Raw genomic sequence first — 16152 nt, 5'->3', positions numbered from 1 at the left:
ACCTCGAACCGGTCGACGTCCAGCTTCTCGTCGACGTAGGCTAGGCAGGACGCCGGCCCTGCCGGGGACGGCACGCTGGTCCTTCCACAGGCTGGTCACCGACCTACGGAAAGGCCCCACTCATGAGCGAACCCGGCTGGGTCCAGCACGCCATCTGGTGGCACGTGTATCCGCTAGGCTTCGTCGGTGCCGAGAAGACAGCGACGGCGGAGCCCGCCGCTGCACACCGGTTGCTGGATCTGGTGCCATGGCTGGACTACGCAGTGGAGCTCGGAGCGTCGGGGCTGGCGCTCGGTCCCGTCTTCGCGTCCGAGACGCACGGCTACGACACCACGGACTACTTCCGGATCGACCCCCGACTGGGGACCCTCGAGGACTTCGACAGCCTGGTCGCGGAGGCGCACGGCCGCGGGCTGCGGATCCTGCTCGATGGCGTCTTCAACCACACCGGCCGTTCCTTTCCGCCCTTCCAGCATGTCCTCCGGGAGGGTCCTGGCGCAGCCACCGCCCCTTGGTTCTCGCTGCAGTGGCCCGAAGGAGCCACGGCCGGCGTCGAGCCCGGGTACCGGGACTTCGAGGGCCACCACCACCTCGTGGCGCTGAACCATGAGGAGCCTGCCGTCGCGGATTTCGTCGTGGACGTCATGGACCACTGGTTGCGTCGCGGGGCCGATGGCTGGCGCCTCGACGCCGCGTATGCCGTCCCGTCATCGTTTTGGGCCGGCGTGACCGCACGCGTCCGTGCAACCCACCCCGATGCCTACTTCGTGGGCGAGTACATTCACGGCGACTACGCGTCCGATGTATGCAAAGGCGGGCTGGATTCCGCGACCCAGTACGAGCTGTGGAAGGCCGTGTGGAGTTCACTCAATGACGGCAACTTCTTCGAACTCGCCGCGGCACTGGAGCGGCACAACGCCCTGCTCGGGTCTTTCGCGCCGCTCACGTTCATCGGCAATCACGACGTCACACGGATTGCGAGCAAGCTGGAGGATCCAGGGCTGCTCGCGCACGCCGTCGTGGTCCTGCTCACGCTCGGCGGAACGCCGTCGATCTACTACGGCGACGAGCAGGCCTATCGCGGCATCAAGGAGGACAGGGCAGGGGGCGATGACGACGTCAGGCCGCTCTTTCCGGCTTCCCCCGGCGATCTGTCACCTGTGGGGCGACCCGTCTTCGAACTGCACCAGGAACTCATCGGCCTGCGCCGCCGCCATGCGTGGCTGCACCGGGCACGGACCGAGGTGCTGCAGCTGTCCAACGAGGTGTTGGTGTACCGGGTCTCGGCCGGTGGTCCGGAACAGCTCATCGTTGCCCTGAACCTCTCAACCGAGCCCCAATCCGTCCGTACACCGAGCGCGCGAGTGCTGGCAGGACGCGCCACCCCTGACGGGAGCAGCGGACTTGCTGTCCTGGCCGCGCGGTCATGGGCAGTGCTGGGCTGACCCCCGGTGCGCTACCGCCGGCACTTGCCATCGGCGGGCGAGTAAACAATGAATGGAACTGGTGCAGTGCCCGGCAACCCCAACGGACGCCCAGGTGCACCTATGGCCTGTCCGGTAAGGAGCAGATAGATCCCTGCGCAGGCCCATCCCGAGTGCCAGGATCAACCAAACATCGTTCTTCGCATTGCATAGCCTGTGATTTCGTGCAGCGGTTTTGAGCACATCCCATGCGGGGGGCAGGGACGACAACACGCTCCGGCTCCGGGCATGCTGCCCCGTGCCCGTGCCCGTTGGCGTGGAGCGATCGACGATCTCACCCTTCGACGACGACAAGAGAATTATTGACTGGGCCAGTGGTGTTCCAGCTTCTCCTCGGCATCCCGCCGCCGTTTACCTACGGTCCGCAGCCGGGGTCGCCGGCGAACCGCCATAGTCTCGCTCAGTGGGAAGTTCCCCTGGCGCGTCGGCCCGTAGGCCGGGATCGTCCTTTTTTGTCCTTCATAGGGGGATCGTCCCACCGCGCATCCGCGCCGGAAAGTCCTTACGCCTGCGGCCATACTGGGCCCGGCTGCCGGCGGGCAAGGCCGGCTGCGGGCGGAGTCCCGCTGCCGGCCTGCACCTGGCCAATGCCCCTCGGGCGGGAACCGGACCGTGGGGTTCCTGCGTTGCCTTCCGCCTGAAGTGGTGCCGGCGTGCCGGTTAGCGGCGGGTGTCGCCGGTGCCTTCGGTGTCGATTTGTTCCTTGCGGACTTCCTCGTTGACGGTTTCCTCGTCGGTGACCGTTTCCTTGTCCAGGCGGACCCGTTCGACGGGGACGGTTTCCTTTTCGACGACGGGGCGTTCCTCGTGCAGGGTGACCTCGTGTTCGCTCTCGGTGAGATCCGGGCCGGACAGGGCCTCGTCGCGGTTCGCGTCGGTGATCGGTTCGCGTTCAAGCCGGACCTCTTCGCGCTGGACCGGGACGGTTTGGGTGACGTTTTCGGTGGTGACGTACTTGCGCAGCCGCGCCCGGCCGGTGGCCTGTTTCTCGGTGCCCACGTTCAGGCGTTCCTCGGAGCGGGTCATCGCGTCATCGGTGGTGCCACCCGAAGTGTCCCTGCCGACAGTGCCGGTGTCCGAGGCATCCCGGTAGCCGCCGGTGCCGCCGGTGTCCGAGACGTCCCTGTAGCCGCCGGCAGCACCGGTGGCATCTGTTTCCTCCCGGCCGGTGGTGGCGTCGGTGTAGCTGCGCTGGCCGCCGCCGAGCTGGTAGTGCTGGTAGAGCCGGTCCTCCTCGGCCGGGTCCAGATGCCCGTCAGGATCGACGCCCGGGGCGTCTTTGATCTGGTCCTTGCTGTACGCCACGACAAGGTCATCGCCCTGCTGGCGGGCGCCTTCCAGCGGGACGAAGGACTCCTTGGTGCCGAACAGGCCCGTCTTCACCGTGACCCATTTGGGCTGGCCGGTGTCATCGTCGGCATAGACCTGGCCGACGCCGCCTATTTTCTCCCCGTCGGTGCCCAGGACGTCTCCCCTGCCGCCGAGAAGGGCGTCGATATGCTCGTTGGTGATCATGATGACTCCTTAAATAGGATTCTGGATTCTGGATGGGTTGTTCGAAGTTTCAGCGTCGTCACCCGGTTAACCGGGTCAGCCTCCGATGACCAGGAAGAGCACGACTTAGGGAACGGGGATTCCATCACCCTTGCTCGCCGGGACCCCGGGGTTCCCTTTCCCTGTAGACCTCCGGCGAGAGGCATGACCACGGACTCCATACCGGGACAAAGACGAACTCTTCTGCTACTAGCCTAGGCACGCCATCCCCCTTAAAAGCAAGTATGCTTAGTAATTTTCCGCTTGTCCGTGCGGGCGGTCTGGAAGCATGCTCCACGCACCCGCGCTGTTGCACCGGTTCATGGAGGTCAGCAGGCGTCAGCCGACCCAGCGGCCCTGTTACTGCCCGGGAGTGGACCAGGACTTTCTCAGACGCTTCCTGGCACGGTCAAAAGAGGCTGCTTCAGGGTCAAGCCGCGGCTACCAAGCGGAAGCGGGCACTTACTCTCCGGGCCATTCTCCGGTCCAGCGCTCGAAGAGCCTCGCACCGCCGCGGTCCAGGACCGTCTTGATCACGGCGAAGATGGCGCCCTGAATGGCGGCAGCGATCAGGATCTCTTTCAAGGCGTAACCGGTGGACAGGGACTTGGGGGCCTCGTCCCGGTCCCCGGGCGCGGCGTGTTTCCATACCTGCTTAAACACCTGTCCGGCGATGACGCCGCCGATCACGCCTGAGGCCAGCCCGATCGGCCGGTACAGGATTTTTGCTGGTTTGCTGGTTTGTTTCTGAGCCATGACGTCCTCGGGTGCAACAGCGGCCGGACACCGCGGGCACCTTCGCCCCGGTGGCTTCCAAAACTACTCCAAACGCCGCAGCGGCATAACCCGTTGCGGCTTACTCACCCCCGTGACACCGGCGCTCATCGGAGTTAGATTCGACCTATGCAGCACCGGCACGGGCAGGGAGCGAGCAGATGAGAACCAAGTGCCGTTCCTCGGCACAGAACCCACGGACCGCACCCTGAGGAACCGCATCATGACGAATCCCACGGTGAGGAGTACAGATGGATACCACGGAAAAACCCGGCGCTTCCGATGACCGTCCGGTCGCGGAGCTGATGACCGAGCTGTCGCAGCAGACCTCCCGGCTGGTCCGTGACGAGCTGCGGCTGGCCCAGGCCGAGCTGAAGGAGAAGGGCAGGCACGCCGGGCGCGGGGCCGGTCTTTTCGGCGGGGCAGGGCTTCTGGCGTTTTTTGGTGCCGCGGGCCTGATCACCACGGCGATCCTGGCCCTGGCCCTGGTTCTTCCCGCCTGGCTCAGTGCTCTGATCGTTTCCGTGGTGCTGCTGATCGCCGCCGGAATCGCGGCCCTTGTCGGCAGGAAGGAAGTCAAAGAGGCCGGCCCGCCGGCGCCGGAAGCCGCCGTCGACAGTGTCAAGCGGGACATTCAAGAGGTCAAGGAGCACAGACGCAAATGAGTACCTCCGTCACCCCTCCTAACCCGGAACCGTCCAAGGACGCCGGGATCGAGGACATCAAGCATGACATCGAACAGACCCGCGAAGAGCTCGGCCAAACCGTCCAAGCCCTCACCACCAAACTCGACGTCAAGGCACAGGCCAAAAACAAGGCCGCGTCCCTGAAAGACCAGGCCACGAGCAGCCTGACATCGGGTAAAGAACAGGCCGCCGGCGCGGTGGCATCCGCCCAGGCCCGGCTGGACCGGCTGGCCCAGCAGGCCAAAACCTATCAGGCGGAACACCAGCAGCGGAGCCAGGCCCTGGTTGCCGGAGTATGCGCCGTCGCCGGGGCGCTTATCGCCATCATCATCGGGCGCAGCCTGCGCAGGAGAACGGGCGCGGACGACGCGTTAACCCCCTGACGCGGACCCGACGACGGGGGGGAACGGCATCCCCCAGGAATCAGGAACCGGCAGCCCTGTCCCTGATGGCGTTCCGTGCCGGGGATCAACTGTTCTCGGGCCCTGCCGGGCGGTTACCGGGGCTCTGCTGTTCGCGCAGTTCCCGGCCGCGCTGGATGTCTTCCTCCTCCTGCTCATGAAGTTTGTCGCTCTTCTTCGTGCCGCGTGGCGGCAGCTGAATGGTTTCCTCCGCCTCGATGCCCGCCTGCAACTCCCGGCCGCGTTCTGTTTCGGCGTCGAGCTCGGCTCCGAACAGCAGCGACATGTTCAGGATCCAGAGCCACAGGAGCATGACGATCACGCCGCCGATCGCGCCGTAGGTCTTGTTGTAGTTGCTGAAGTTGGCAACATAGAAGCCGAACCCGACTGAGGCAAGCACGAACGCCATCAGGGCGATGAAGGAGCCGATGCTCATCCAGCGGAACTTGGGCTGCCGGACGTTGGGGGTGGCGTAGTACAGGATGGCGATGACCACGATTACCAGCGCGACGATGACCGGCCACTTGGCAATGTTCCAAACCGTAAGGAACACCCCGCCCAGTCCCAGGACGCCTCCGACTGCTTCGGCCACGGGGCCGCTGATCACGAGCATGGCCGCGAGCAGCGCCACGATGACCACGGAAAGGACCGTCACGCCGAGCATGGTTCCGCGGAGCTTGACGAAGCCGCGGCCTTCATCGATTTCATAAACCCGGTTCATGGCACGGCCGAACGCGCCCACGTAGCCCGAAGCGGACCAAAGGGCCGTTGCTAGGCCGATGACCAGGGTGAAGCCGGCCGCCGGTGAGGTGGTCAGCTCCTGGATCGGTCCTTTGATCATGTCCACAGTCTGCCCGGGCGCGACGCCCCGGACGATTTCCAGTAGTGCCCCCGTCGTCTTTTCTGCCTGCCCAAAGATGCCAAGAAGGGAAACGAGCGCAAGCAGCGCCGGGAAAAGGGAGAAGACAGCGTAGTACGTGAGGGCAGCGGCGAGGTCGGGACATTGATCCTGGCTAAACTCCCGAAGGGTTTTCCTGGCAATGTATTTCCAGGACGGCTTGGTCACATCCGTGGGGCTGCCTGGCTTGCGTTCGTCATCCGGAGCGGGCGCAGTGTCCGCCTTGGACGTGCTTGATTCCGGGGCTTCATTGGTGGCCATGGGACCCTCCTCCTTACTGGGCCATGATGGGCAGGCCAATCCTCGACTGGCACGCCCGTGATGCAGCGTCAGGTGTTCTGGACGCGGTCCTTGGCCTCCGCCGCACTGTCCTTGACGTCGGAAACTGCCGCCTGGCCCTCTCCCTTGACGTTCTCGGCGGCTTCGGTGGCAGTTTCCTTGACGTTCTGCATAGCTTCCTGGGCTGGTTCCTTCAGGCCCTGGAAAGCGTGCGCCTGATCGGGCCGGCGGCCTATGTGCCGTCCAGCTTATCCTTCGCGTCCTTCTCTGCGTCTTTGGCTTTGTCACCTGCAGTCTTCAACTTGGCGTCGGCCTGCTCGACCGTGCCTTCAGCCTTAAGCCGGTCGTTGCCGGTTGCTTCGCCCGTCTTTGTCTTGATCTTGCCGCGAGCCTCCTCGGCGGCGTGCTTGATCTTGTCACCGATTCCCATGCTGATCTTCCCTTCATCGTTGTGTGGGCCGGAGAGGAATCCATCCCAAGCAATAGACCAGGTCATGCTCCGCCCGGGCCGCGGTCCCGGCCCTCCTCCTGGATACCACCGATCGGGTTGTCTGGCTGTTGCATTACCCGCCGTCCGATGGACCTGGATGGATATAATAAGTCTACTTACCGTATCGTCCGCCAGACACCCTGTTTTCAATCCCGATCCGGTACGCAGCGAGTTGTCGTGCCCCTCTGTCAGCGCAATTCATCCGCGGTCAGGCCCAGGAATGCTGTTCGTTCAGAAGGCCGGTCACTCAGTCATGGGTTTCCCGCTTCAAAGGTCCTTGGGCTTGGTGTTCGTTGCCGAGCAAGGGCCAGACCACGTCGCCCGTGACGGATGAACCACCAGGCCCGCCGTCCGTGTCCGACGCGTCTTCGGGGGGCCGTCCTTGACGGGGGTTAGGGGCGGAGGTTGAAAACCTCCCAGCAGGCTGTAGTGGATATGCGCCACGGTCGCGGTGGTGCCGGCCTGGTGAAAGGGGCTCAGGGCGCGGCCGCCGATTCTTTCGCCATCGGTCCCTCCGGCCACTCCGGTGGGCCCGGTCCTGTGGCCTTCGTCGAGGGTGAGGGTCAGGCCGGGGGTACTGTCTGGACCGGCTGGTCTCCGGCTGTCTCCCCCGCAGGTGCAATGGCCGGTTCGGGAACCGGACGCACTGCTTTCCACACGGCGAGACCGCCAGCCACAGCAACCGCGGCGACTGCGGCGAGCAGCCACACCCTCCGGCTCGGCTTTTGAGATGCGAGGTCTTGTGCGGGCGGGTCTGGTTCGGGGATAAGCCGCGCTATCCGCTCATGGAGCCTCGGGGTCGCCGCTTCCACTCCCCCGGCCAGTTCGTCGGCGATCGTCCGCAAACTCACCTGCAGGCGTGGCGACGCTGCTTCAAGACCACTGTCGATTCGTGTCAGCATACGGCGCAAGGCCGCTTCAATGCCGGGTGTCGCCCATTCCCTGCCCTTGGCCAGGCGAGTGATGAGGACTTCTTGGAGATGGCGTGCTTGAGCCGCGCGGTCGATTTCTTCAGAGGTATGCACAAGAGCCTCCAGGGTCGGATGAGTGAGGCTAAGCCTAGAACCTGCGTTCCTGCCTGAACAGCCTCGAAAATCTCGCTGGGCCACATTGAAAACTGGCCGAGTTTGGTGTTTGGGCCGGCGTTCGGGACCGAAAGAACGAGACGTGGCAATAGAGACGAAAATCCAGCCATGCTGCTCGTGCGGAAGCGTTGCATGGGCCGGACCACCGCCGGGATGGCTACTCCGGCGGCCCACTGGGTTGAACGCATCTTTACAATCTTGTTGAGAGCGCATGACAAAGCCGTCATGCATCCGCGCGCTGAAGCATGCTGTCTCTCAACCCGTGTGGAGCGGGGTAAGGACGGTACACGATGGCAATACAGAGACCCACTACGGACGCCGGTCCGGAAGGCAACGCCCGGCTACGGGCGCTGGATTCGCTGCAACTCATGGACACCCCGCCCGAAGAGCGCTTTGACCGGATCACCCGCATGGCAAGGGAAGTATTCAGCGTTCCCATCGCCGCCGTCAATCTCCTCGACGACGAACACCTGTTCAACAAATCCCCCCAACCACAAGGGCGGATGCGCTGGCCACGCAACCAGACCTTCTGCAACGTAACCGTCCAGCAACAAGACCTGGTCGTAGTGCCTGACGCGCGACAGGATCCGCGCCTCGGTTCACTCCCCGACGTCGTGTCCGGCAGGGGCGTCCGCTTTTACGCAGGCCGGCCACTCAGCGTGCCCAACGGCCAACGGGTCGGCACCCTCTGCCTCTACGACGTCAGACCCCGCACCCTGGACGAGGCTGAACGCAGAACCCTGGACGAACTGGGCCGCTGGGCCGAGCGCGAGCTTCAGGATTCGGCCGAACTGGACCGCGCCCACGAAGTCCAACAAGCCCTGCTCCCCCGTGCCCTCCGGGGCAACCGGCTACGAACTGGCAGGCATCTGCATGCCCTACCGCAGCGTCGGCGGAGACTTCTACACTTGGCGGGAACACCCGGTCGCCTCGACCTGACGCTGGTGGACGTCATGGGCAAAGGAACAGCCGCCGCACTCATGGCCGCAACCATCCGCAGCGCCGTTCGCGCCGCACCGGCCGGGGACCCCGCGGACGTTCTCAACAGCGTGGCGGGAACGCTCCTGGAGGACCTGGACGTCACCGGGATCCTTGCCACCGCCATCCAGGCCACCATCCACACCGGCAACGGCGAGATCACCTACGCGGATGCCGGTCATGGCCTGTCCCGCATCGTCGGCCCGGACGGGAACCACACCAGGCTCCCGGCCGGAGGCCTGCCCCTGGGCGTCGGAGAACCCAACAGCTGGGCCGCCATCCCGGCCCGCCTGGAACCCGGGCACACGCTAATCTGCTTCACCGACGGGCTGCTGGACCTGTACGGAGGAACCCTTCAGGCGCTGGGCCACATGGCCGACATAGTCCACGAGGCAAAGGACCCTGCCTCCGTCATGAAAAACTCAGGGAACTCACCACCAGCCTGCGTCCGGACGATGACCTCACAGCCATCGCCATACGCCGGCCCCTTCAGTACGCATGAACTACCGGATTCTGACTTCGATCGTGGCCATGGCCCAGTCCACCGGCAAACATCAGCGATTTCCCTAAGGGTGTTTCCCTCCTAGTCGATGCCTGAAAAAGGTTCGCGTACCGAAGCCGAAAGGACCTTGGTGGCCGACCCCGGGGGGTCACCGACAGCCAGATTCGAAGCGCTGTCCACCTGGTCGAAGGCGGTGAACCCGCAGCGCAGGTTGCCCGCGATCTCAGAATGTCCCGAGCAACGTTTTATAGGCGGTCCCGAGCACTCACGAACTAGCCGCGTCACATCTTCTTCCCTGAAGACGACACCCAGCAAGACGACCGTTGCCGCAGAACCGCTATTTTGAGCTGCGATTTAACCGCCATTCTGAACGAACAGTTCTCATATCAGTCAAGGATTCGCACAGAGTCAGGGGCCGATGGGGTCCCTCGACAAGGTCCAGGTGTTCGTTCCGTCCTGCCGGGTGAATGTCACGGTGGTGACCAGCGCGCGGATCAGAGCCAGCCCGCGTCCCGACTCGGCATCCTCGCCGGGCATGGCGGGGTCTCCGTCGTCGATGGCCGGGCTGGCGGCGCCGAACGCGCTGACCTTGGCCCGCAGGCTCGACTGGCGGATGCAGATGTCCACTCCAAGTTCCACGGGGTCCGACGATTCCGGCTCCGCATGCTGGACCACGTTGGCGGCGGCCTCGATCACGGCGGTGGCGAAGGTCATCCGGTCCATGTCGGGAACGAACGGGGCATCTTCCCAGAGGTCGTCCAGCTGGGAGTGCACGGCATCGACGCACTCGGGCGTGGCCAGGCTCCGGAAGTTCCGGCGGGCCAGGACGTCAGTCATTGCCGAACGCCTCGTCAGCGGTGGCGTAGGACGTCAGCACGCGGTCCATGCTGGTCAGTTCCAGAACCATCTTGACCTGCGGCTGGACGGCTGCGATGCGGAGGTCGCCGCCCGCCTGGCGGGCCGCCTTCAGGCAGCCGATGAGGGCTCCGAGTCCCGAGGAATCCATGAACGCGGTGTCCTCCAGGTTCACCACGATCCGGCTGGATCCCGAGGCAACAACATCCGCCACGAACTCCCGCAGCTTCGGCGCGGACACCATGTTCAGGCGGCCGGCGGCCTTGATTTCGGCGTACGAATCCTTGACCTCGTAACTAAGATCCATCCGTCTTCCTCTCTTCGACTAAACCCTGCGCCGGAAGGGTCTCCGGCCCGGAACCTTCTTCTTCGAAACCGCCTATCTCAAAACTCTGCGGCTCAAAACCCTTGTACAGCACCGCCCGGACCAGGATGCTCATGACCACGAGGTCGAACACCACCCAGGCCACGTTGACCAGCGTACCGACCGGTTCGGACATCCCGGCGGCAAGCCGCGCGATGCCCACCACCGAGGAGATGGCCAGCAGCACGGACACCACAATCTGCGGCCGGATCAGGCTCCAGCTGGGGCCGCCCGTCTGGCGGTCCTTGGGCGTGACGGCGAACCCAAGGGGACGTCCGAACCAGACGTTACGGGCCGCCGTCGTACATGCCCTGATCCAGGTCGGAAACAGCGCAAGGCTGTACTGCTGCCCGCGCCAAGTGGGGATGCCGCGGCCGGCGATGGCAAACAGCAGCTGGTTGACCACCATGAACGGAATGAACCGGATGAAGAAGTCGGCGCTGAGGCTGGTGACCGGCAGGATCCCGAGCAGCAGGTAGACGATGGGGGCAGCAAAGTAGATCACCGCGGCGAAGCCGCTCAGATAGGTCCACATGGTGGCGAAGTACATGAGCCGCTGGCCGAGTTTCAGGCCGCGCTCCACCAGCGGGTTTTCCCGAAGCATCACTTGGATGGTGCCTTGGGCCCAGCGCAGCCGCTGCGTCAGCATGGTGGCGAGGTCCTCCGGGGCGAGGCCGTAGGCGAGGACCTCGTGGTGGTAGACGCTCTCCCATCCCATGCCGTGGATGCGCATGGCGGTGGCCATGTCCTCGGTGACAGAGATGGTGGCCAGCGGCATGACGGGCTGGGCTTCGCCGGCGCGTTCCACGGAGAGGGCGTCCAGCACGGCCTGCACGGATTCGATGGCACCGAGCGGGGACCAGTCCCGGGCGGACATGCGCTGCACGGCGTCGTCGGCCACCACGGGGACGCCGGAATCGCCCACGTGCGCCAGTTCCATGGCGGCGATCTCCTCAAGGTCTGCCTGCAGTGCGGACACATCGGCCTGGACCAGCGCCTGGACAGCCTGGTCCACCTTGCGGCGGACGCGGTACGTGATCTCACTCAGGGACTCGCCGTCGTCAAGCCGGCGCCGGGCTTCGGCGGTCGCCGTCTCCACCTCGTCGAGTATCTGCGCCACGAGCAGGTTGTCCGAATCGGCCGGCTTCCGGGCCTTCCGGATGGCCGACTGGGATGCCGCCAGGGCGCGGCGGATGCTCTTTTCCGTCTCCTTCACGTACCCCACCAGGCCCAGCTGCATGAGGGCCTCGCGGCGGAGGATGGCATTGGAGCCACAGAAGAACGCGGCGTTCCAGCCGTCCTTGCCCTGCTGGATGGGGCCGTAGAACAGCGGCGCCTGGCTGCCCAGGGGATCGGAGGCGGGGACGTTGCTGAAGTACTGGGGCGTCTGCACCAGCGCAACCTTGGTGTTGGTGAAGTAGCCCAGCGTTTTGTCGAGGATGTCCGGCTCGGGGATCTGGTCGGCGTCGAGGATCAGCAGGAACTCACCCTCGGTGACCATCAGCGCGTTGTTGAGATTGCCCGCCTTCGCATGGCGGGGCATATTCTTCCAGTCCGCGCTGCGGGTGACGTACCCCAGCCCGTGCTCCTCGGCGAGGCGGCACATCTCGGGGCGGGCGCCGTCATCCAGAATCCACGTGCTGTGCGGATGCCGGATGCGCTTGGCGGCGAGGGCTGTGGTCATCACCAAATCCAGCGGTTCATTGTAGGTGGTGATGAAGACGTCCACGGTGGCGTCGGCCGGAGCCTGGGGCGCGTCCTTGCGGAGCTTCAGGCGCCACACGGTCAGGCCGAACAGCATGACGTCGATGAGGCTGTAGGTCTCGGCGGCCACGAGCGGCACGGCGATCCACCAGGCCTCCCAGTTCAGCGAGGCCAGCCAGCGCCAGGCGATGTAGTTGATCCCCAGGATGACGGTGAGGAGCACCACCACCCGGGTCCAGAAACGCGTCAAGATGCAGCCGGTCCGGCCGCCCCGGCCAGGCGCCGCACCATGACCGCGGTGACATCGTCCTCCGCGGTGTCGGCCGGGGCCAGGGCGAGCAGGGCGGCGCAGGCCGCCTCCGCCGTGGGCTGCCCGTGCGTTGACCGGCGGACAGCGTCCGTGAACTCCTCGACCGAGCCGAAAACGTCAAGGACGCCGTCGCTCACGACGGCGAGCGAGTCACCGGGAGCCAGGTCCAGCTCCGCTTCGGTCCAGCTGGCATCGGCCCAGGCCCCGACCGGCGGGCCGGCGGACGGGAGCCGCTGCGCACCGCCGTCGGCCTGGAGGTGAAGCGCCAGGCCGTGGCCGGCGTCGACGTAGCTGACCTTTCCGGAACCGGCATCGAGGCGGGCGTGGAAGAGCGTGACGAACGACCCGGAGATGTCCAGATCCGACGCGATCGAGCGGCTGGCCAGGCTGAAGGCATTGCCGAGGTCCGGTTCGTGGCGGACCGAGCGCATCACGGCCCGTGCGGTGGCCGCGATAAGGGCGGCGCCCATGCCCTTGCCCATGGCGTCGGCGAACGTCAGATGGAGCCCGTCGGGCGTCTGGTACCAGTCATAGAAATCGCCGCCGACACTGCGCGAGGGGCGGAACACGCCCGCCACCTCATAGCCGTCCATCCGGACTTCCTCGCGCGGGAGCAGGCTCTGCTGCACCTCGGCGGCGCGGCGGAGGTCGTTCTGGGCGGCCTCGTCAGCGGCGGGGGTCCGGGAGCGGCGGAACAGCGCGTTGACCCGGGACTGGAACTCACGCGGGCTGAAAGGCTTGTTGATGTAGTCGTCCGCCCCGTTGTCCAGGCCGGTGAGCTTGTCCAGCTCATCCACCCTGGCCGTGAGCATGATGATGAACGCGTCCGAGAACTCACGCAGCCGCTTGCAGACCTCCAGACCGTCCAGATCCGGAAGATTCAGGTCCAGCGTGACCAGGTCGGCCTTTGTGTTCCGCACTGCCTCGATGCCCGGGAACCCGGCGCCGGCCTCGGTGACGTCGAAGCCCTGCTTGGCCAGCACCCGGGCCAGCAGCCCCCGAATGTCCGGATCATCCTCGATGACGACGGCGCGGCGCGGCTCAGGGGTTGAAGACATGCCTCTATTAACTACTGTCTTTACAAACTTGTCACGCCGGCATGACCTCCGGAGCCTCGGCATACCTGACCAAACCCTTCCGGCCCAGGCAACGCACTGAGGCAGTGAACAAGCTCTGCCCGGTAGGCACCTCTGACCGCCCACGGCCTGGAACAGCGCAACTAACGCGGGGGCACTATCCGGATTCGGCCCCAGTGGACCGTCCAACTTCGCGATCCCCTCGGGCTTCCCGCAGTATCGCCGCAGGCCTTTACGTGCGAGAAGAAGTCCTCGGTGGCTACGTTGTCCCACCCAACTACTGCGGTGGACCGGGTGATGCAGGTCCCCTGGTCCGGCCCAGCCTGTGCGTGGCGCTTCCCCTCTATCGGCATGGAGGACATTGTCCCCATCCGAATTCATTTTGAGAGGCGGAGACCGCCGTGCATGCGAAACAGGGCAGGTGCCCAGCGCTGACGGTTCCACTCAACTTCGTGAGGTTCAAAACTCTGCCGGATAAAGCGGCAACTTTACGTAGGCTCAATTATCGGAAGTTTATATTTTATCGGAGCCAGCGTCCGGGCGATCTTAGGAATGGCAGGAGTGGAGCGACCGTCTTATGAACGCCCTCCCGGACTGGCAGGGTCCGTCCTACGACTCCGAGGTATGCGCTCACCGGGAACACCATTGTGCTGGAGGAGCAGTACCTACTTACCCGCCTTCATGTGTCACCCGTCCAGGCCGACGGACGCGTCGTTAAATATGTCCGGCGCTGAAAGGCGGCGACGAGGATTTTCGCCCTACGGCACTTGAACGTTCCGCAGCGATTAGCAAAGTTGCAGCCGTGAGCGTCTCTTACTGCCCATTCCGGGCGGTCTCGGATGGGCAGTGAGAGACCCCGCGCTGCAGTGTCAGCGCCGGCGGACCCTGTCGAGGAACAACCGGGTTCGGGACTCCAGGCCGACGATGCGGCGTTTGACTACATCGGTCGGGTCCGGGTTGATTTCGTTGGCCGGTGGTTCGACGCGAACGTTTGTCGAACATAGGAAGTCAGCGCAGATCAGCGTCCCCACGGTGTTGCCATCACGTCCGGACTGTCCTGCCCGCCGGGCCACCCAGAGGAAGACATCTTCCTTGGAGAAGACGTCACGGCAGAGTTCGCACAGTACGGAGCGGTTCTTCTTGGCGCCGCCCTCGGGTGCGCGGAGCATGACGCCGGTGAGGCCGCCGTTGTCGGGGAACACCAGGTAGCCGCGAAGCGGCATCTTTGCATCACGCCAGCCCAGGAAGTCGAGGCTCTCCCAGTCCAGGGTGTCGAAGTCCCGGGGCAGGTTGAGTTTGGCGGCTTCGGAGCGGCTGGCGTTGATGAATGATGACCGGATCTGTTGGGGTGTGATTTTTTGCATGGCATGGCTGCTTTCGGAAGATGGAAGGAGCCTCGGGCGGCAGGATTAGAGTGAGCCGCGCTATGAGAAAGGGCGGCTAGAACCGCTGTCCGAGGCCGGAGAGAACTGCATAAGGGGCGGTCGTACAGCAGGCCAAAACGGCCACCTCGCTGACCATGGCAGCATTTGCCGCAGTGGCGCGCATGCTCATTCCCCCGTTCCCAAAAACCGACGCTCGTCATTTTTGCAAATGAGCAGCTGCCATGCAAAGCAGGGCCGGATCCTTCTCAAGAATCAGACACACATGCCCCGCCCAATGTCCCACAGCTTGCGGGACATTTGCCCGGCCATGCTGCCAGCTCGCCCGCACGGTGTTTAGAGTATGGGCTGCAGTAGATGCGAGAGTTCCGTGCAGCAACGAAATGCATTGGCCGCGTGTCGGAGCGCGCGTAATTGGTGACGGCCACGTCTTGGCTACTGAGCCGAGATTGCGGTGGAATAGCGTGTCGCCGTAGGTCTCCTGCATCTAATGCACAGTTCCATCGTTTCCTGTCCCGGAGATATCCCTGGCAGCACCGGTTCAGGGGAGCCATATGGGTCTAGTGTAGGGCGGGTCGGCACTCGCCGGCGATTACCCTCAGGGAGGGTGCATGAGCTCCAGACAGTCCAGCTCCGAGCAATTCATGAAGTACTTGAAAAGCGTCGGGGGTTCAGAATCTGACATCAGCGGAACTGCTTACGTGGTCACCGATGAAGACACAGTGGAGAGCGTAGTCTCGCACCTGAGGATCGAACAGCAGCACCACGGCAGGCTCATCCGTGAGCCGGCCATTCTTCATGCCTCCGCGCAAGTGATGATCAGCAGGCGCGACGAACACGACCCCACCCGCCACGCCGGAGCTTCCCAAGCGGGGGAATACCAGCTGGACATCCATTTCGGCCCAGGCCACACCACACGGGAAAGTATCCCCGAAAAGGAACTTGCGGACGCCCAGATTTGGGCAAGGGCACGAATCGAAGCCGGAGGAGCCGAGTTCGGAGCCATCTACTTTCCTGCGGGCGGCAGCGGCGCACCAGGCACGGGAGCCTTAGTGTTCAATTTCGACCGTTCAGTGGGCTGGTTCCGCTGAGCCGGTTTGCCTCCCACGCTACGTTGCGTACCCGGCCTCAAAAGATGTAGCCGCCACTGGAAGCGCTGGCGATCTCACCAACTGGCGAACATAGACACGTCGACAGCTTGGCCGAAGGGCCGCGGCTGTGACCTCAGCCGCTCGTGCTTCCGCCCTGACGTGGTGACGCGTGTCGAAAAGCAGCGTCCTGATCCGATGCTGAATAAATCGGGAACCCACCGGGAGGGGCCGTATTGTCGGCGCATGTAGCCCCTTCCCTG

At 64.6% G+C, this 16152-nt stretch carries 17 protein-coding genes; 6 read left to right on the top strand and 11 right to left on the bottom strand.

Annotated elements, in window-relative coordinates; genetic code table 11:
• The first annotated feature begins 122 nt into the window (after nt 1-122).
• The gene (locus tag J7I85_RS24115) at nt 123-1445 is read left to right on the top strand and encodes an alpha-amylase family glycosyl hydrolase (RefSeq protein ID WP_214858278.1); all 1323 of its coding nucleotides are present in this window, start codon (nt 123-125) and stop codon (nt 1443-1445) included.
• Nucleotides 1446-2144: 699 nt separating this feature from the next.
• On the opposite strand, the gene J7I85_RS24110 is transcribed toward J7I85_RS24115, so the two are convergent.
• Together J7I85_RS24110 and J7I85_RS24105 are read right to left on the bottom strand one after the other, a co-directional pair.
• On the bottom strand, nt 2145-2999 hold the full coding sequence (locus J7I85_RS24110; protein WP_214858276.1) for a DUF2382 domain-containing protein: 855 nt from the start codon (nt 2997-2999) through the stop codon (nt 2145-2147).
• 480 nt (nt 3000-3479) lie between these two features.
• Nucleotides 3480-3773, bottom strand: a complete 294-nt coding sequence (locus J7I85_RS24105) for a DUF4235 domain-containing protein (RefSeq protein ID WP_214858274.1) — start codon at nt 3771-3773, stop codon at nt 3480-3482.
• A 269-nt stretch (nt 3774-4042) separates the two neighbouring features.
• On the opposite strand from J7I85_RS24105, the gene J7I85_RS24100 reads away from it, so the two are divergent.
• Together J7I85_RS24100 and J7I85_RS24095 are read left to right on the top strand one after the other, a co-directional pair.
• A complete protein-coding gene (locus tag J7I85_RS24100; protein ID WP_214858272.1) occupies nt 4043-4456 on the top strand; it encodes a phage holin family protein in 414 nt (137 codons plus the stop codon).
• Nucleotides 4453-4860 carry a DUF3618 domain-containing protein gene (locus J7I85_RS24095; protein WP_214858270.1) on the top strand — a complete coding sequence of 136 codons (408 nt, stop codon included), beginning with the start codon at nt 4453-4455 and terminating at the stop codon, nt 4858-4860. The genes J7I85_RS24100 and J7I85_RS24095 overlap by 4 nt, the downstream gene beginning before the upstream one ends.
• Before the next feature lie 85 nt (nt 4861-4945).
• Here the strand turns inward: J7I85_RS24095 and J7I85_RS24090 are convergent, their stop codons facing one another.
• The 4 genes from J7I85_RS24090 to J7I85_RS24080 form a co-directional block, all read right to left on the bottom strand.
• Nucleotides 4946-6037: a YihY/virulence factor BrkB family protein gene (locus J7I85_RS24090; protein WP_214858268.1), complete on the bottom strand. Its 1092-nt coding sequence runs from the start codon at nt 6035-6037 to the stop codon at nt 4946-4948.
• Between the two features lie 68 nt (nt 6038-6105).
• On the bottom strand, nt 6106-6228 hold the full coding sequence (locus J7I85_RS25675) for a hypothetical protein (RefSeq protein WP_285289656.1): 123 nt from the start codon (nt 6226-6228) through the stop codon (nt 6106-6108).
• 59 nt (nt 6229-6287) lie between these two features.
• Nucleotides 6288-6551: a CsbD family protein gene (locus tag J7I85_RS24085; RefSeq protein ID WP_308159641.1), complete on the bottom strand. Its 264-nt coding sequence runs from the start codon at nt 6549-6551 to the stop codon at nt 6288-6290.
• 557 nt (nt 6552-7108) lie between these two features.
• Nucleotides 7109-7570, bottom strand: a complete 462-nt coding sequence (locus J7I85_RS24080; RefSeq protein ID WP_214858266.1) for a hypothetical protein — start codon at nt 7568-7570, stop codon at nt 7109-7111.
• Nucleotides 7571-7920: 350 nt separating this feature from the next.
• Here J7I85_RS24080 and J7I85_RS24075 point away from each other — a divergent pair, with 350 nt between their 5' ends.
• Together J7I85_RS24075 and J7I85_RS24070 are read left to right on the top strand one after the other, a co-directional pair.
• The gene (locus J7I85_RS24075; protein WP_214858264.1) at nt 7921-9195 is read left to right on the top strand and encodes a PP2C family protein-serine/threonine phosphatase; all 1275 of its coding nucleotides are present in this window, start codon (nt 7921-7923) and stop codon (nt 9193-9195) included.
• A gap of 77 nt (nt 9196-9272) precedes the next feature.
• Nucleotides 9273-9386 (top strand): helix-turn-helix domain-containing protein, encoded by a 114-nt coding sequence (locus tag J7I85_RS24070; protein WP_308159644.1) that lies wholly within the window; start codon nt 9273-9275, stop codon nt 9384-9386.
• Between the two features lie 132 nt (nt 9387-9518).
• Here the strand turns inward: J7I85_RS24070 and J7I85_RS24065 are convergent, their stop codons facing one another.
• From J7I85_RS24065 to J7I85_RS24045, 5 genes are all read right to left on the bottom strand, one after another.
• Nucleotides 9519-9947 (bottom strand): ATP-binding protein, encoded by a 429-nt coding sequence (locus J7I85_RS24065; RefSeq protein ID WP_214858262.1) that lies wholly within the window; start codon nt 9945-9947, stop codon nt 9519-9521.
• The gene (locus J7I85_RS24060; protein ID WP_003803017.1) at nt 9940-10272 is read right to left on the bottom strand and encodes an STAS domain-containing protein; all 333 of its coding nucleotides are present in this window, start codon (nt 10270-10272) and stop codon (nt 9940-9942) included. The genes J7I85_RS24065 and J7I85_RS24060 overlap by 8 nt, the downstream gene beginning before the upstream one ends.
• Nucleotides 10262-12283, bottom strand: a complete 2022-nt coding sequence (locus tag J7I85_RS24055) for a glycosyltransferase family 2 protein (RefSeq protein ID WP_214858260.1) — start codon at nt 12281-12283, stop codon at nt 10262-10264. Before J7I85_RS24055 ends, J7I85_RS24060 begins: the two co-directional genes overlap by 11 nt.
• Nucleotides 12280-13401, bottom strand: coding sequence for a PP2C family protein-serine/threonine phosphatase (locus J7I85_RS24050; RefSeq protein ID WP_214858258.1), 1122 nt, complete (start codon nt 13399-13401; stop codon nt 12280-12282). The genes J7I85_RS24055 and J7I85_RS24050 overlap by 4 nt, the downstream gene beginning before the upstream one ends.
• 887 nt (nt 13402-14288) lie before the next feature.
• Nucleotides 14289-14783 (bottom strand): FBP domain-containing protein, encoded by a 495-nt coding sequence (locus J7I85_RS24045; protein ID WP_214858256.1) that lies wholly within the window; start codon nt 14781-14783, stop codon nt 14289-14291.
• A 629-nt stretch (nt 14784-15412) separates the two neighbouring features.
• Here J7I85_RS24045 and J7I85_RS24040 point away from each other — a divergent pair.
• Entirely contained in the window at nt 15413-15892 is a 480-nt protein-coding gene (locus J7I85_RS24040; RefSeq protein WP_214858254.1) for a hypothetical protein, read from the top strand.
• Nucleotides 15893-16152 lie beyond the last annotated feature (260 nt).

It is taken from the genome of Arthrobacter sp. ISL-65, from assembly GCF_018613795.1.
Lineage (GTDB): Bacteria > Actinomycetota > Actinomycetes > Actinomycetales > Micrococcaceae > Arthrobacter.
The sequence above is the reverse complement of the archived record's forward strand: the minus strand, read 5'-3'. Positions and strand labels throughout refer to the sequence as shown.

Coding starts and splice junctions, on each gene's coding strand:
- J7I85_RS24115 (WP_214858278.1), top strand. CDS start 123: ATGAGCGAACCCGGCTGGGTCCAGCACGCCATCTGGTGGCACGTGTAT.
- J7I85_RS24110 (WP_214858276.1), bottom strand. CDS start 2,999: ATGATCACCAACGAGCATATCGACGCCCTTCTCGGCGGCAGGGGAGAC.
- J7I85_RS24105 (WP_214858274.1), bottom strand. CDS start 3,773: ATGGCTCAGAAACAAACCAGCAAACCAGCAAAAATCCTGTACCGGCCG.
- J7I85_RS24100 (WP_214858272.1), top strand. CDS start 4,043: ATGGATACCACGGAAAAACCCGGCGCTTCCGATGACCGTCCGGTCGCG.
- J7I85_RS24095 (WP_214858270.1), top strand. CDS start 4,453: ATGAGTACCTCCGTCACCCCTCCTAACCCGGAACCGTCCAAGGACGCC.
- J7I85_RS24090 (WP_214858268.1), bottom strand. CDS start 6,037: ATGGCCACCAATGAAGCCCCGGAATCAAGCACGTCCAAGGCGGACACT.
- J7I85_RS25675 (WP_285289656.1), bottom strand. CDS start 6,228: ATGCAGAACGTCAAGGAAACTGCCACCGAAGCCGCCGAGAACGTCAAG.
- J7I85_RS24085 (WP_308159641.1), bottom strand. CDS start 6,551: ATGACCTGGTCTATTGCTTGGGATGGATTCCTCTCCGGCCCACACAAC.
- J7I85_RS24075 (WP_214858264.1), top strand. CDS start 7,921: ATGGCAATACAGAGACCCACTACGGACGCCGGTCCGGAAGGCAACGCC.
- J7I85_RS24065 (WP_214858262.1), bottom strand. CDS start 9,947: ATGACTGACGTCCTGGCCCGCCGGAACTTCCGGAGCCTGGCCACGCCC.
- J7I85_RS24060 (WP_003803017.1), bottom strand. CDS start 10,272: ATGGATCTTAGTTACGAGGTCAAGGATTCGTACGCCGAAATCAAGGCC.
- J7I85_RS24050 (WP_214858258.1), bottom strand. CDS start 13,401: ATGTCTTCAACCCCTGAGCCGCGCCGCGCCGTCGTCATCGAGGATGAT.
- J7I85_RS24045 (WP_214858256.1), bottom strand. CDS start 14,783: ATGCAAAAAATCACACCCCAACAGATCCGGTCATCATTCATCAACGCC.
- J7I85_RS24040 (WP_214858254.1), top strand. CDS start 15,413: ATGAGCTCCAGACAGTCCAGCTCCGAGCAATTCATGAAGTACTTGAAA.